At 39.7% G+C, this 16,505-nt stretch carries 10 protein-coding genes and 1 tRNA gene; 6 read left to right on the top strand and 5 right to left on the bottom strand.

Annotated features, from left to right (window positions below; translation table 11 throughout):
- Together G4D82_RS04825 and G4D82_RS04830 are read right to left on the bottom strand one after the other, a co-directional pair.
- A partial coding sequence (locus G4D82_RS04825; RefSeq protein ID WP_207788125.1) for a beta strand repeat-containing protein occupies positions 1 to 5,849 on the bottom strand: 5,849 nt, incomplete at its 3' end.
- Between the two features lie 11 nt (positions 5,850 to 5,860).
- Positions 5,861 to 6,112 carry a hypothetical protein gene (locus G4D82_RS04830; RefSeq protein WP_166335107.1) on the bottom strand — a complete coding sequence of 84 codons (252 nt, stop codon included), beginning with the start codon at positions 6,110 to 6,112 and terminating at the stop codon, positions 5,861 to 5,863.
- Between the two features lie 372 nt (positions 6,113 to 6,484).
- Between G4D82_RS04830 and G4D82_RS04835 the strand changes: the two genes are divergently transcribed.
- Positions 6,485 to 7,744, top strand: a complete 1,260-nt coding sequence (locus tag G4D82_RS04835; protein ID WP_317167561.1) for a putative DNA modification/repair radical SAM protein — start codon at positions 6,485 to 6,487, stop codon at positions 7,742 to 7,744.
- Entirely contained in the window at positions 7,744 to 8,517 is a 774-nt protein-coding gene (locus G4D82_RS04840) for a TIGR03915 family putative DNA repair protein (protein ID WP_166335111.1), read from the top strand. The genes G4D82_RS04835 and G4D82_RS04840 overlap by 1 nt, the downstream gene beginning before the upstream one ends.
- 29 nt (positions 8,518 to 8,546) lie before the next feature.
- On the opposite strand, the gene G4D82_RS04845 is transcribed toward G4D82_RS04840, so the two are convergent.
- Positions 8,547 to 8,621, bottom strand: a tRNA-Arg gene (locus tag G4D82_RS04845).
- A 478-nt stretch (positions 8,622 to 9,099) separates the two neighbouring features.
- Here G4D82_RS04845 and G4D82_RS04850 point away from each other — a divergent pair.
- From G4D82_RS04850 to G4D82_RS04865, 4 genes are read left to right on the top strand one after another with little or no spacing between them, the layout of a single operon-like run.
- Entirely contained in the window at positions 9,100 to 10,446 is a 1,347-nt protein-coding gene (locus tag G4D82_RS04850; RefSeq protein ID WP_166335113.1) for a DNA methyltransferase, read from the top strand.
- On the top strand, positions 10,447 to 11,400 hold the full coding sequence (locus G4D82_RS04855; protein WP_166335115.1) for a phosphoribosyltransferase-like protein: 954 nt from the start codon (positions 10,447 to 10,449) through the stop codon (positions 11,398 to 11,400).
- A 2-nt stretch (positions 11,401 to 11,402) separates the two neighbouring features.
- On the top strand, positions 11,403 to 13,382 hold the full coding sequence (locus G4D82_RS04860; RefSeq protein WP_166335117.1) for an ORC-CDC6 family AAA ATPase: 1,980 nt from the start codon (positions 11,403 to 11,405) through the stop codon (positions 13,380 to 13,382).
- Positions 13,379 to 14,368 (top strand): hypothetical protein, encoded by a 990-nt coding sequence (locus G4D82_RS04865; RefSeq protein WP_166335120.1) that lies wholly within the window; start codon positions 13,379 to 13,381, stop codon positions 14,366 to 14,368. Before G4D82_RS04860 ends, G4D82_RS04865 begins: the two co-directional genes overlap by 4 nt.
- A gap of 27 nt (positions 14,369 to 14,395) precedes the next feature.
- Here G4D82_RS04865 and G4D82_RS04870 read toward each other — a convergent pair whose 3' ends face one another.
- Complete coding sequence (locus tag G4D82_RS04870; RefSeq protein WP_166335122.1) at positions 14,396 to 15,043, bottom strand: NUMOD1 domain-containing DNA-binding protein; 648 nt, start codon at positions 15,041 to 15,043, stop codon at positions 14,396 to 14,398.
- Complete coding sequence (locus tag G4D82_RS04875) at positions 15,012 to 16,415, bottom strand: primase-helicase family protein (RefSeq protein ID WP_166335124.1); 1,404 nt, start codon at positions 16,413 to 16,415, stop codon at positions 15,012 to 15,014. Before G4D82_RS04875 ends, G4D82_RS04870 begins: the two co-directional genes overlap by 32 nt.
- Positions 16,416 to 16,505: the final 90 nt, after the last annotated feature.

Below are 16,505 nucleotides of genomic sequence, written 5' to 3' on the forward strand. Positions count from 1 at the left end.
CAGATATTTTGATTACCGCTGAGTGTTCCGGCTATAGGCGGCGCGGTTACATTTACAGTTCTAGTCGCAGACACATTCGCGCATCCACCAGTTCCTAAAACGGTATAAGTCATGGTTGCAGTTCCGGACGCCACGGCAGTCACGAGTCCTGAAGCACTACCAATAGTAGCTACAGTTACATCCGAAGAAGTCCAAGTGCCACCAGCGGAAGTTGAAGTAAAGGAGGAAGTCTGTCCTACACAAATATTTTGATTGCCACTGAGTGTTCCGGCTATGGGCGGCGCGGTGATAAAAATGTTTGTCGCGGCTGTCACGTTCGGGCAACCTGCAGTTCCAAGCAGAGTGTAAGTTATCGTATAAAGCCCAGGCGCGCTACTACTTGGATTGATATCACCAGAAGTGGCATTCAGGGAAAGCCCAACAGTTGAAGAATAAATCCCTCCGGAGAAAGTTCCTGTTCCGGTCAAGTTTACTGTTTGCAGAGCATCAGTAGTACAGACATTGGTAGCAGGATAAATTATATTAGCCGTTGGTGGAGTACAATTATTGGCTGTGCAAGTAGCCGAGCTAGGGTTAAAACAAGTTCCCGCTGCTCCGATAGGCGTTAAGGTCAAAGCCACTGAATCTCCGGGTGAAAGCCCACCAACGACATAAGTGAGTAGATTGCCTATTACTCCGATATTGATTATCGCTCCGCCATTTACTTGATAAGACACCGAGTAATCAGTCGCTCCGATAACAGCGGTCCAGTTAAAGGTCACAGAATTAGTGGAAGAAACTCCGCAATTGATTGTCGGGGAGAGATAGGGATTGACGGTCACATTTCTAGTCGCAGAAACATTAACGCATCCACCAGTTCCTAAAACGGTATAAGTCATGGTTGCAGTTCCGGCAGCCACCGCAGTCACGAGTCCTGAAGCACTACCAATAGTAGCGACGGTCGAATCCGACGAAGCCCAAGTGCCACCAGCGGAAGTTGAAGTAAAAGTGGAAGTTTGTCCTACACAAATATTTTGATTGCCACTGAGTGTTCCGGCTATGGGCGGCGCGGTTACAGTTACAGTTCTAGTCGCAGACACGTTCGCGCATCCACCAGTTCCTAAAACAGTATAAGTCATGGTTGCAGTTCCGGCAGCCACGGCAGTCACGAGTCCTGAAGCACTACCAATAGTAGCGACAGTAACATCCGAAGAAGTCCAAGTGCCACCAGCGGAAGTTGAAGTAAAGGAGGAAGTTTGTCCCACGCAGATGTTTTGATTGCCACTCAAAGTTCCAACCACAGGCGGTGCAGTCACAGTCACAGTTCTAGTCGCAGACACATTCGCACAACCACCAGTTCCTAAAACAGTATAAGTCATGGTTGCAGTTCCGGCAGCCACGGCAGTCAAGAGTCCTGAAGCACTACCAATAGTAGCGACGGTCGAATCCGAAGAAGTCCAAGTGCCACCAGCGGAAGTTGAAGTAAAGGAGGAAGTCTGTCCTACACAGATGTTTTGATTGCCGCTGAGTGTTCCGACAACCGGCGGCGCAGTTACATTTACAGTTCTAGTCGCAGACACGTTCGCACAACCTCCAGTTCCCAAAACCGTATAAGTCATGGTTGCAGTTCCGGACGCCACGGCAGTCACGAGTCCTGAAGCACTACCAATAGTAGCGACTGTTACATCTGAAGAAGTCCAAGTGCCACCAGCGGAAGTTGAAGTAAAGGAGGAAGTTTGTCCTACACAGATGTTTTGATTACCGCTGAGTGTTCCGGCTATGGGCGGCGCGGTTACAGTTACAGTTCTAGTCGCAGACACGTTCGCACAACCTCCAGTTCCTAAAACGGTATAAGTCATGGTTGCAGTTCCGGCAGCCACGGCAGTAACTAATCCTGAAGCACTACCAATAGTAGCTACAGTTACATCTGAAGAAGTCCAAGTACCACCAGCGGAAGTTGAAGTAAAAGCAGAAGTCTGTCCGACACAGATATTTTGATTACCGCTGAGTGTTCCGGCTATAGGCGGCGCGGTGATAAAAATGTTTGTCGCGGCTGTCACGTTAGGGCAACCTGCAGTTCCAAGCAGAGTGTAAGTTATCGTATAAAGCCCAGGCGCGCTACTACTTGGATTGATATCACCAGAAGCGGCATTCAGGGAAAGCCCAACAGTTGAAGAATAAACCCCGCCGGAGAAAGTTCCTGTTCCGGTCAAATTTACTGTTTGCAGAGCATCAGTAGTGCAGACATTGGTAGCAGGATAAATAATATTGGCCGTTGGTGGAGTACAATTATTGGCTGTGCAAGTAGCCGAGCTAGGGTTAAAGCAGGTTCCTACAGAACCAATCGGGTTTAAGGCCAAAGCCACGGAATCTCCGGGTGAAAGCCCACCTACAGAATACGTCAGCAGATTGCCGATACTACCGACATTGACTACAGCACCACCATTGATTTGATAAGACACTGAATAATCAGTAGCCCCAACCAGAGCTGCCCAGTTAAAAGTCACCGAAGTTGTAGAAGATACCCCACAATTAATTGTTGGGGAAAGATAAGGATTGACTGTCACAATTCTAGTTGCAGACACATTCGCACAACCACCAGTTCCTAAAACAGTGTAAGTCATGGTTGCAGTTCCGGACGCCACCGCAGTCACGAGTCCTGAAGCGCTACCAATAGTAGCGACAGTAACATCTGAAGAAACCCAAGTTCCGCCAGATGAAGTTGAAGCAAAGGAAGATGTCTGTCCTACACAGATGTTTTGGTTGCCGCTCAAAGTTCCAACCACAGGCGGCGCAGTTACAGTAATAATTCTAGTCGCAGACACGTTCGCACAACCTCCAGTTCCCAAAACAGTATAAGTCATGGTTGCAGTTCCGGCCGCCACCGCAGTCACGAGTCCTGAAGCGCTACCAATAGTAGCGACTGTTACATCTGACGAAACCCAAGTACCACCAGCGGAAGTTGAAGTAAAGGAGGAAGTTTGTCCTACACAGATATTTTGATTACCGCTGAGTGTTCCGGCTATAGGCGGCGCGGTTACATTTACAGTTCTAGTCGCAGACACATTCGCGCATCCACCAGTTCCTAAAACGGTATAAGTCATGGTTGCAGTTCCGGCCGCCACCGCAGTCACGAGTCCTGAAGCGCTACCAATAGTAGCGACTGTTACATCTGACGAAACCCAAGTACCACCAGCGGAAGTTGAAGCAAAAACCGATGTTTGTCCTACGCAGATGTTTTGATTGCCACTGAGTGTTCCGACTATAGGCGGCGCAGTTACATTTACAGTTCTAGTCGCAGACACGTTCGCACATCCACCAGTTCCCAAAACAGTATAAGTCATGGTTGCAGTTCCGGACGCAACAGCAGTAACTAATCCGGAAGCGCTATTGATGGTAGCGACTGTCACATCAGAAGAAACCCAAGTGCCACCCGAAGAAGTAGAACTAAAAGCCGATGTCTGTCCTACACAGATGTTTTGATTGCCGCTTAAAGTTCCAGCTACCGGCGGCGCAGTTACGGTCACGGTCCGAGTAGCAGACACATTCGCACAACCACCAGTTCCTAAAACGGTATAAGTCATGGTTGCAGTTCCGGACGCCACGGCAGTCACCAGCCCGGAAACACTACCAATAGTAGCGACTGTTACATCTGAAGAAGTCCAAGTGCCACCAGCGGAAGTTGAAGTAAAGGAGGAAGTCTGTCCTACACAGATGTTTTGATTGCCACTGAGTGTTCCGGCTATGGGCGGAGCTGTGATAGTCACATTAGTAGTTACTGTAATGGAGGAGCAGCTACCAGAAGCAGGGATGGTGTAACTAACAATATAAGGCCCAGGAGTACTGGTGCTTGGCGTTATAGTTCCGGTTGAAGGGTTGATGGACAAACCTGCCGAGGAAGCATAAGTTCCACCTGTGTATGCGCCAGTACCTGTTAAGGTTACCGTTTGAGCTGAAGCAGTGGTGCAATAAGTTCCAGCGGTATATTGAATGACAGCAGTAGGCCCAGCGGTCACTCCAACAGTTACTTGGCTACTGGCGGTACATCCCGGACCATTATTAGCTGTTAAAGTGTATGTGGTGGGAGCTGTAGGGCAAACCGTTGGTGTCAAGGTATTGACATTGGTCATGGCGGTAGTCGGTGTCCATGAGAATGCAGGAAGATTGTTGTTCAAGGCAATCGACCAGTTGTTTATGGTTCCCACATCTATATTAGAATCATCCACTACAAACAATTGCCAAGTACCATTGATGGCACTGCCGTTGAGCAATGAAAACGCTTGTTCAGGAGTAAAAGTTCCCGTGAATGGAGCCGCACCAGCGGTAATAGCACTAGTGGCAGTAGATGAGAAACAAGTATTAGTATAATTGGAATTTCCTCCGCCATTATCGGTCGAAAGTTCGATTTGGGTTCCATTAGGCGCAACCAGATAAATATCTAAGTCGCCGTCGAAGTCGTGTGTGATATCGATACAAACCGATACAATCGAAGTATTGCTTAGGGTGACAGGGCTAATTCCAGAAACGTTAATGGTAGAAGAAACTCCTGTAGGGTCGTTATCAGGAATGTTGAAAACACTATTATTACTGAATGAAACAGGGCCTGTAGCACCTACAGCATTGGTTGATCCACTTAAGTTAACACAGCCGCCGCTACAAACTGAAGAAGCCGTTCCGGCATTTACGGTCGGCAACGGATTGACCGTAACGGTTTGTGTCACCGAATTTTGACATCCACCAGGAACAGCTGTAAGTAAAAGCGTTACTGAGTGAGGGCCAGTTGTGGCAAAAGTGTGGCTAGGATTTTCAAGGTTGGATGTGAATCCGTCACCGAAATTCCAACTATAGGTAAAATTTCCGTTGGTGGTATTGGTGAATTGTGTTGGGCTTCCAATACAAGCGGTAGTAGCGGTAAAAGTGGGGTTCGGGCTGGCAAAAGTAGCTGTTGTTCCAGCAAAGTCGAGTGTGAACCCCGAGTTAGAAGCCGCAGTAAATCGATCCACTAAAATGCTATAAGTTTGACCTGCTGTTACGGTCAGGCAAGTTTCACATTGTCCGCCAGGGCAACCTAATCCAGTAATGGGCGAAGTCGGGCTCCAGTTGCAACTGAGTTCCACACCCGGGCAACTGGCTGTGGAGTTGTATACCGCAAAATCATAATCAATATTTGTATTCGGATTGATGGTAAAACACAACGTTCCAGAGGTTGCCGCAGTAAAAGTGTACCAATTAGATGATCTTTCACCGGGAGCACCAAAGCAACTTGGAAATTCTTGTGAAGTTCCTACGCCACCAGCACCATCTCCTACACTGATGCTGTTTAAGTTACACAAGGTTTGCGCACCACTACAATCTTGAGTAGGCAACGCAGGACCAACTGGGAGCGATTCTTGGGTACAGATTCCGAAATCTCCAGTAGTATTTCCGTTTCCGTCGACCAAAATGTAATAAGTATTTCCTACCGTTAGACCGTGCAGAATCATGTTGGTGTGCAACAATCCTCCGGCCGTATTTACGTCTTCCTGACACCCCAAAAAAGTCAACGCACCACAGGTTCCGCTGTACACGGCAATTTGCGTATTGGATAGGGTTCCACCAAAATTTGTTGAAATCTCAATATCGGGTACAGTAGCTACAAATGAAAACCAAACCGAGTGACTTAAACTATTGGGAAGCCAACAAGCTGGCACACTCGGATCGCCCACAGAAGTGGCTGCAACATTGGTGTAAAGAATTGAGTTGCAACTGCCAACGCCCACAGTAAGTGGTTCGGCAGAGGCACAGGCATCATTCGGTGGTTGGGCATAACTGTTTTGAACGCCAAGTAAAAGCATCAGAAAAACAACCAAAAAAGAGAAAGTTGATTTCATGCTTTTGTAGTTTAATTTTTCTTAAGCTGTTTTTGATATTCTTCGCGACTGACAGGTTTGTCGTTGATGATGTATATAATTTCAGGGCTGACTTTTTGATTAGAAGGTAAGTCTTTTTTCTGAAATACTGTTGCTGGTTTTAGAGTTTCTGCAACACCATCAGTAGTTTTTTCGGATGTGTTTTCCAAAGCAGTTGCCGATTGTGAGAATACGGCAGTAGAGCATAAAAGCAGCAAAAGTATGTAGTGTATTTTTAAGGGCATCTGTATTGGGTTAATAGCAAGTTACAGCCTTCGGTCATGGACTAGACAGATTCTTGGGCATCCAATAATGATAGAGAATCAGCAGTGCGTCAGAAAACTTGAGCACTTTTGTGGTAGAAACGGGGATTTCAAATATAAAATTATTTTACAGATTAGATGGGTAATTCTTAATCAATTTTAATTTTCACACCAATAAATCTTTGATAATATCAGAAAATATTGGCAATATTGAAATTGTATGCAATTGAGATTTCTAAAAAGACTTGAGCTTTGAAAATACTCACAAAGGTACTATTGATGTTGTTTTTTAACTTTTGTCTAAAACCAATATGTGTCTATTTCTCTCTATCTTTAAGACATCAAAAACCTCAAATCATGTCTGATAGAATCCGTGAAAAACTCCAAATTCTGGCCGATGCTGCCAAATACGATGTGTCTTGTTCTTCTAGTGGTAGCAATCGGAAAAACGCAAACAAAGGATTAGGAGACGCAAGTAATTCCGGAATTTGTCATACTTACACCGAAGATGGTCGTTGTGTTTCGCTGCTTAAAATCTTGCTAACCAACCATTGTGTTTTTGATTGTGCTTTTTGTGTTTCGCGCAAAAGCAATGACATCAAACGCGCGGCTTTTACCGTGGAGGAAGTGGTCGAACTCACTATTAATTTTTACCGCCGCAATTATATTGAAGGATTGTTTCTAAGTTCGGGAATTTTCAAAGATGCCGATTTTACGATGGAACGTTTGGTTCGTATTGCCAAAAAGTTGCGTCTAGAGCATCGTTTTAATGGATACATTCACCTGAAAACTATTCCCGGAGCCAGTCAGGAATTGCTCACTGAAGCCGGTTTGTATGCCGATCGCATGAGCATCAACCTAGAAATGCCCACCGAAGCCGGACTCAAATTGCTCGCTCCAGAGAAATCCCACGAAGAGGTAAAAAAGCCGCTCGGATTCATTAAAGACAGCATCATCGCCTTGAAAGACGAGCAAAAGATCATTAAAAGCGTTCCTAAATTTGTTCCAGCCGGACAAAGTACGCAAATGGTCATCGGAGCCACACCTGAAACCGATATGGAAATCATGTACAGCGCTGACGAGTACTACAAAAATTACGAACTTAAACGGGTTTATTATTCAGGATATATCCCGATTAGTTACGATGATCGTATGCCGATTATTGGAAGCCAGCCGCCACTTTTGCGAGAGAATCGCCTATATCAAACCGATTGGTTGATGCGCTTTTATGGTTTTGATGTCCGCGAGATTCTCAATGCCCAAAACCCGCATTTGGATGTAGATATCGACCCGAAACTCTCATGGGCTTTGCGCAATTTAGACCAGTTTCCGGTAGATATCAATACGGCGGATTATCGGATGATTTTGCGTGTTCCGGGTATAGGTGTAGGTTCTGCCCAGAAAATCGTTAAGGCCAGAAAGTTTGGCAAGTTGCGTTCAGATCAATTACGGAAATTGGGAATTGCTTACAACAAGGCCAAGCATTTTATTCGTTGTGCTGATAGCGTCTTTCAGCTCAATGCTCCGGATGCAATGCATCTCAAGGCAATGATTCTCGGACAGAGCCAAAGCAAATATTTGAAAGTACCACAGAATCAACTTGCCCTTTTCTGATGGTTATTTTTGTTTTTGATGGCACGCTAGAAGGTTTACTCACGGCGATTTTTGAATATTATGAAAGAAAGCCCGGCTCGATTCAATTGGTGTCACAACAAAATTTTGAGCCCAGCTTACTAGACGAAACCATAGAAGTCATTAGCGACGAAACTAAAGCCCAAAGAGTTTGGAAAGGTCTCGGTAGTAAAATCGGAAAAGATGGGCAACTTCGGTTTTACAAAGCCTTTTTGTCAGAAGATGCCGCTACGCACCAACAACTTTTTCATTTCGCTTGTTATGTTTTCGATAATACAAAAGGCGCTGAGCAAAATTTTGGTCATCCGGCAGTGATTGCCCTAACTCAGGCCGATCGCAGCGTGAATCGGGAAGCACATCGCATGAAAGCTTTCATCCGTTTTCAGGAAACCGCCGACGGGATTTTTTATGCTTCTATCGAGCCAGACTTCAATGTGTTGCCTTTGATTTGGAGTTTCTTTAGAAACCGGTACGCCGACCAACGTTGGATTATTTATGATTTGAAAAGAAAATATGGCTTGTTTTACGATCTTGAAACCGTGACAGAAATCGTCTTAGACCAACTGCCAGAGGTAAAAAGTAGCGCAACATTAGCGCCCGATTTACTCGACGGTAAAGAACAGCTTTATGGTTTGCTCTGGAACGACTATTTCAAAAGCACCAATATTCCGGCCCGAAAAAATATGCGATTGCACATTCAGCACGTGCCGAAACGTTACTGGAAATACCTCACCGAGAAAAAACAGAAGTCGTAGTATAAAAAAACCGCCTTTGTAGACGGTTCTGGTAGCCTCGCCGGGAATCGAACCCGGATCTAAAGTTTAGGAAACTTCTATTCTATCCGTTGAACTACGCGGCCGGGAATAATTGCATATACAATGATTTATTCGCCGCGAAGATAATAATGTTTTTGATTACAGAATTGTTTGTTTTTTTATGAATGAGAATTGAATAGGCAAGCGAATTCTCAATCAAAGGGTTCGAATTCACAACGCTTATTTTAGGGAAATTGGTCAAACCCTTTGGGTTCGGAGCTTTAGGCGAACTAAAGTTCGCGGTACCTCACTGTCACTGGCAGCGCTCCTCTTAATATCAAATCCCTCTTGGGCTCTCGTTCTCGCCCTGAGTTAGTCGCATAAAAAAAGGGTAACATGAAAATGTTACCCTTTTTATGCTCCCCCTCTTGGGCTCGAACCAAGGGAGTTGTTGTGAGTAAAATCAGGGCTTTGCAAGCTAGCCGTTTTTATGTTGTCGAATTGTATGCCTTTGCAATAGCTTACGTTAAATTTTTTTATATTATTTAGGAAAGTTACATTTACGGCAAATATAGTATTTGTTTGGAATCCAAGGTAAATGATCTAAATATAATTTTTACAGATTTTTTAGAAGCGTATTCTAAGAACCAAGAACCTATACCCGTAAATTTCAAAGAACTTGTAAGCCATATTAAATTTCAAGAACGGGCGACACATTCGATTCATATATATCCAGCAAAGCTCCTTCCTCATATTCCATATTTCTTTCTTAATAACGACTTTTTTGCTAAAAAGAACGAATATGTTTTAGATCCCTTTAGTGGCTCTGGAACTGTCTTGCTTGAAGCCAATTTAGCAAACAAAAATGCTGTTGGCTGTGATTCAAATCCGTTAGCACGACTTATATCAAAAGTTAAAACAACCAACTACGATGTTGGCGTTTTAAAAAACTTATCACAAATCTTAAAAATTGAAATAGAGAGTACTGTCATTGATGAAAACGAAAAGTTTCCCGATGTTGTTAATATTGATTACTGGTTTCTTCCAAGTATTAAATTACAATTATACTCTGTTTTGAAAGCGATCAATACGATTTCAGATGAAGATTATAAAGATTTTTTCTTGTTGTGTTTTTCTAATTGCGTTAAAAAGGTAAGTTTAGCAGATTCTAGAATATCTGTTCCGGTTAAAGCAAAACTTAATCGAGAAACTAATAGCACACATCCATTTTTTGATGAATCAAAAGCAAAATTGAAAAGTTTAGAGAGTTTAAATGTCTTTGAAAAATTTGGTGATATTATCGCTGAGAATATAAAAAGATTTGAAAACAAAAAGGCTCTAAACACCAACGTGCTTACGACTAAAATTGCATCTGAAGACGCGAGAAAGTTAAATATAGAGAATGAATGCATTGACTTAATTATTACATCGCCACCATATGCAGGTGCTCAGAAATATATTAGGGCATGTAGCTTAAATTTAGGGTGGACACAACTTTCCAGTAAGGATAACTTGCGAGAATTAGACAAAGCGAATATTGGAAGAGAACACTACTCTAAAAAGGATTATCTAAATCTAAAAGTTACTGGAATTACTGATGCAGATAAACTCCTTCAAGAAATTTATAAAATTAACCCTCTACGAGCACATATTGCTGCAAATTATCTAATAGAAATGAAACAAGCGATTATTGAATCTGCAAGAGTGTTAAAAAAGAACAGATATTTCGTGCTTATAGCAGCTAATAATAAAGTTTGCAATCAAGAATTTAAGACTCAAGAATATTTAAGGCAAATAGCCGAAGAAAACGGCCTCAGAACGGTGTGTCGTTTGGTGGACGATATTAAATCTTATGGCTTAATGACAAAAAGAAACAAAACAGCTAGTGTGATTACTTGTGAATGGGTCTTAATACTTAAAAAAGTGTAAATGGATCTAGAGCAAAAACTACATAAAAAAATCAAGCTGTTAAACGAAACACTTTGGGATGGAAAAATTACCTATAAAAAAGTGATGCAATGGTTGAGTAATTTTGAAGATGATGAAAAAATTCACGCTCTTTATTTATTATCTCAATGTATCTTTTTTAATGACTTTCAAATTAAGCAGCTGCTAATTTCAATTTACAGAGATTTTTTTGAATATCCACACATTGAAAATATCCGCAGAAATAACGCAAACACTCTTGATGACACAATCATTCAAAACGAACTAAAAAAAATACTCAATAAAACTAGATTCGTAATTGTAGGCAACCCTTCCGAAAGTAGTGCAAGATTGATGTACGATTTCCGTACTCAAAACAAATTAAAAAAGGATCTATTTATTTCTGAATCAGAAATTATAACTTCTCCTAAAGAAATTGAGCATTTTGTGTTTCTAGATGACATATGCGGCAGCGGAAATCAAATGGTTTCATACACAAAAAAAGTAATCCCTATAATCAATACGAATTTTCCATCAGCAAAAACATATTATTTTCTATTATTGGGAACTAAGGAGGGAAAGGAATATATCAGAAGTAATACTAGCATTAATATTGTGGATTCTGTATTAGAATTAGATAACTCATTTAGAATTTTCGACTCTAATTCAAGAGTTTTTAAAAGTAAGCCAGATGAAATTGATGTTGGTAAAATCCATACATTTACAGGTAGAGAGGGAAAAAAACTAATTGCTTCAATTTATAACCGAGCATACTCTATTTTACCTTCACATAAAAGGGACGCACTTAGTGAAAGAGATAAATTTGGTTATAAAGACGGTCAATTTCTTCTAGCGTTTAATCATAATACTCCGGATAATACTTTACCAGTGATTTGGTATAATGAAGATGATTTGCCGTGGTATGCAATTTTTAAGCGAGCACATAAGATTTACTAAATATGAAAAAGAAGAGTAACCCTTTTAATATTACTAAAGCAGTAGATTACACCGATGAGGAACTCAATAAGTATTGGGTTGATTTTCCTATGAGTACAGGATTTAAGGGAATTGTTAAGCCAGATTCTGATATGCCTATGATTATTCTTGGAAGTAAGGGAAGCGGTAAAACACATATAATGAAACATTTTTCTTTTTCGTCACAAAGTTTGAGATGGAAGGAAAAAATTATTGCAGGCTTAAATGAGGATGGATACTTGGGCACCTACTTAAGATGTTCAGGACTTAATGGCTATAAGTTTAAGGACAAAGAAGAAACAACAGAGGATTGGCAAACGATTTTTTCATATTATCTAGAGCTATGGCTAAGTCAGTTGCTCCTCCAAAACATCATAAAAATATTGGAAGATAGGTTTTTGACGATTCCAAATGAACACTCAGTTACATTAGAAATAATGAACTTATTGGATACAACTGAGGTAACTCATAATGTAAAAAGTTTTAGCCATCTGGTGAAATATTTTAATGACCTGCAAAAGTCAATAGATTATGCAATTAACAATAAAACATTTACTAACAGAAATGTTTCTGAAACGGTTGAGATTCTCGCGAGTCCGGGAAGTTTGATTTTTGGAATTCCTGAAATTTTAGAGAGAGAAGTTAAAGAGTTTAACGGAATTAGGTTTCTTTATTTGCTTGATGAATATGAAAATTTCACAGTCGATCAACAGAAATATTTTAATACCCTAATACGTGAAAGAAGAAATCCTGTTTGCTTTAAAATTGGCGCTAGGCGTTATGGAATGAGAACGTATGAAACTCTTAGCGCAGGAGAAGAGATAAAAGCAGGGTCGGAGTTTGAATTTCTCGATATTGATAGTAACTTCAGGGAAAATAAGTCTGGGTATAAGAAATTCATTAGTGACATTTGTATAAAAAGACTTGAACTATTTGGAATTAAAATTCTTGAAGATCAAATTGGACAATATTTCGAAGTATTCGACGAAGATGCTTTTTTAAAGAAAATGCAAAGTGGTGATAAAGGTCATTTTCGGGAATTAAGTAGAAAATTAAGTCTATATAAATTTAAAAATATTAGGAATCGGATAATTTCTAATTTAACATTCAACGAAAATATACTTCTAGAAAGAATCAACATAATGTTATTTTATCGAGAGTGGAAAAAAGGTTCCGATTTAGTTTTGGCTTCTGAAAATATCGCCATCGCTTGTTCAAAATATGCGCTACACAAAGTTGAGAATGAGCATTCAAAAATAATTCAGAAATTCAAATATGATATTTTAGATGCGCTAGCAAGGGAAAATGGTGAAAAAATAAATACAGCAATCGGATTTGACAACATAATTAAAATTTCAAACGGTATTCCCAGACATGCACTTATAATAATGAAGCATATTTTTAAATGGAATGAATACTACGAGTTAACTACGTTTAAGTCTATCAAATCTAAGATTTCAGCACAATCACAATTAAATGCAATCAAAGATACGGCGAAATGGTTTATAGAAGATGCTAGAATTCCTGGGGATCAAGGCTCAATGGCTAAAAATTCAATCGAAAGATTGTGTGATTATTTGAGAGAATTACGCTTTGCCGATGTTCCTCCAGAATGTTCTATTTCTACTTTTTCAATTAAATCGAAATTTGTACCCACTGAAATTTCTAACATAATTAATTTTTTAGAACAATACAGTTATATTATTGAAGTGGCTGAAAGACGAGATAAAAATACTCACAGTCGGTATGATACATATCAATTGAACGGATTATTAGCCGTTGAATGGGAATTGTCACTTAGCAGAAGAGGTATAATTGATTTAAATTTTACTACTATGAAATCAATCTTCATTCCGGAAGATGCAAGTGAATTCAGTGTAATGATGAATGCTGAAAAAATAAAATATAATGCGCCCTTTAATACTAACACTTCTCCAACACTTTTTGATATATTCGAAGTATGAAATATTCATATTTATTCAAATCGAAATTAGAAAATGTAAATGCCACGTTAATAGCAGAAACTTTTGATCACGAATTATTTATTTCAGCATATAACGAATCAGAGAGAGTAAATTTTGTATTTGATAATGTTAATTGCGTAAATAAACACTGGATTATATTTCCAGAATATCTTTTTAAAGATATAGAACTATCACATCTTAAGGGTTCGGTATACAATTATTCTTACAGCGCAAATCTAGACGAAGGTCAAATTATCACAGATTATTACAATAAATCAAAATCCTTTTTTGAAGGCGCGCGAAAGGTTTGTATTGACATTACTGGATTTATTCGACCATATCTCGTGTTTTTAGTTAGATTATTACAGAAGTCAGGGGTTGAAAGCATTCAATTCATATATACTGAACCAACCAATTATGTGAAAAAAGAGGATACTCTTTTTTCAGATGATTTTATGGAAATTAGAACTATTAGTGGATGTTTAAATAGCCATAATCCGAACACTTCAAATGATTTATTGATTGTTGGCTCGGGGTATGATTATCAAATGATTGCTAAAATAGCTAAAGCCAAACCAGAGTCAAAAAAGGTACAAATATTAGGGTTTCCATCTTTGAAAGCAGATATGTTTCAAGAAAATGTTTTAAAAGTTTATGAAGCGCAAGAGGATGTGTCCTCAGGCAATTTTTCTGTAGATGATGATAACATTATTCTTGCGCCAGCCAATGATCCTTTTATAACAGCAGAAATGATAAGTAAGTTTATTGCCAAAGAAAATAAGATAAAGCCTGTTACAAATATTTACTTATGTCCACTATCTACGAAAGCCCAGACTTTAGGGATTGCATTATTTTATGTATGCGAATGTTTAGATAAACCTGCGAGTATAATTTTTCCATTTTCAAACAAATATTCGCGAGAAACTACAGAAGGTATTGCTAACATATTGATTTATGAAGTACAGTTTCCGCCCACAGTAATATAAAAAGACGGCCTTTCGACCGTCTTAATTTTATAAATATCTCCATATAAATCCGCCACTATTTTCTCGCTCTCCACGACAGCACCTTGCAATACATGTCTTCGATAGTCCAGTTTTTCTTGAAGCTTCAGCAATAGAGATGTATTGAGCTAGTAAATTTCCATCCAGGCCGTACTGTTTAACTACTTTTTTCCTGCAATCTTGTTGTGGTCTAAAAAGTTCGACATATTCATAACTCCAAAGGAAACCGCCTAAAGTGTGACTTACATTCCAACAAGCCCTACTGATTGCTTTCTTGGTAGAATTTATAGCATTTGCCGCACTTGTCAAATCCTCGAACGAATTTACCAATAAACCATCAAGATTATATTGATAAACTGTTTTCTTGAATCCACCACCTTTGTCTGAATTATAGCCATCTTCTACTGAATTGTACTCAGAGATGTATTTAATCTCCTTTGACGCCAATTCATCAGAACTTGAAGCTGTATCGATTTGCTCCCATAAGAAAACTTCGGGACCATAAGTCCCGATAGCTTCTTGAAAATATCCGCCAACTTTTTTGTTAGCTTTTTGTAGATGGTCTCTTCTTCTTTCGTCGAGAGATTTTTCCGTGGCGCCGATGTAAACTTCTCCGGTTACCGGATTACTTGCTTTGTAAATTATTCCCATTTTCATTTCCCTTAAGGATAAATTTGTACATTGAATCTGTCGATTTGAATTCTACCGCCTTCCCAATACTTGCTGAATATTGCTTTAAGAATTTGGCGAAAAGATGAGGACTGATATCTGAATTACTAGGATAGAATTCTCTATACTTCGCCTCAACGTCTCTTTTATCATACCAAAAATCCTGTTTTAAGTTCTTTTCAGCGAACTCGACAAACTCATAATTTGTAGCTTGTATGGATTTGTTTCTGACTAGATTTATTGGTTCACTCTGAATCAAGCCGTATTTCAAATATGTTGAAACGCATCTCATCATAAATTCAAAGAACTTATTCCACTCTGTAGAATTCCAAGAACTGTCAAAAAAGCGATTTCCAAACTCCATTTCGGGAGTATGGTTTGCATCATATCGGTTACAAATCTCGAATTCGAATCTTCTTCGTTGATCAGACTGGCCTCCTGGACCTCTAACAACATAATTCGATGAAATCAGTATTTTAGGGCATTTATCTGCCTCTATGTAAAATGCATCTTGTCGTTTTTTCTCAATTTCGATTCCCGATGTAATCAAGGTAAAAAAATCTTCGATACTGATATCTTTGCTTAAATCGTCGTAGATTAAAATGTCAGTAGTCAGATTAACTCGTTGGTTTTTGAAGAAACTTCCTCGCTTAATTTCCTTTCCGTTAAACTCAACAGCTTCTCTGCAAATTGCAATCGCCTTGCCCAACAGCGTTTTTCCTGTTCCGCCATTTGCTCCACCATTAACACCCATTTTTTCATCATATAAAATGATTGCTTTTGATTCGCCTCTTTCCTTGTTTCGGTGGAGAAGATATCCAATAATTGATTTAAGTGTCGCAAATCTCTCAGGATCGTTGGTTATGTTCATGCAGAACTTTTCAAACTGACCTGTTTTTTTGTCAGTCATTTCAAAATTGTAGGGAAGAACTCTGTTTTCCCAAATCACCTTTTTAAGCGCAGAATAATCGTTTATTTGAATGCCGTTTACATCTATGCTGCAATAACAATTCTTAAAATAGAAGATGGATGAGTCCACTAAATCCCTGTCATCAACTTGAGTTATGGTCTGTAACAATTCTAACTTAGGGTTAGAAATGTACGAACCTAAACCACGTGCAAAAGCCTCTGAGACCAGAGGTTCTTTTTTGGACTTCAGATAATTTGAGACACATTCAATTGCTTCTGATACAGAAGTTTGACGCATACGATTGTTGTTCATTCTTACCAGAATTGAACTTGAATCCGAAATTTTTAATTTACCAAAGCCTTCTTTCTCTAAGAAAGCGATCAATCCTGTATGGCTTATTTTTACTTTGCCATCTTCATTTTCCCAAAATGGGATTTCCGTTGTTTTCATATTTGTTAAGTTGGCTATTCACATTTTAGCTGAATAGCGTAGCTACAATCTACATAAAGATGGATTGCGTATACATATCTACGCCAATGC

Origin of the sequence: Flavobacterium lotistagni, assembly GCF_011392125.1 — a bacterium.
In the GTDB taxonomy this organism is placed as follows: domain Bacteria; phylum Bacteroidota; class Bacteroidia; order Flavobacteriales; family Flavobacteriaceae; genus Flavobacterium; species Flavobacterium lotistagni.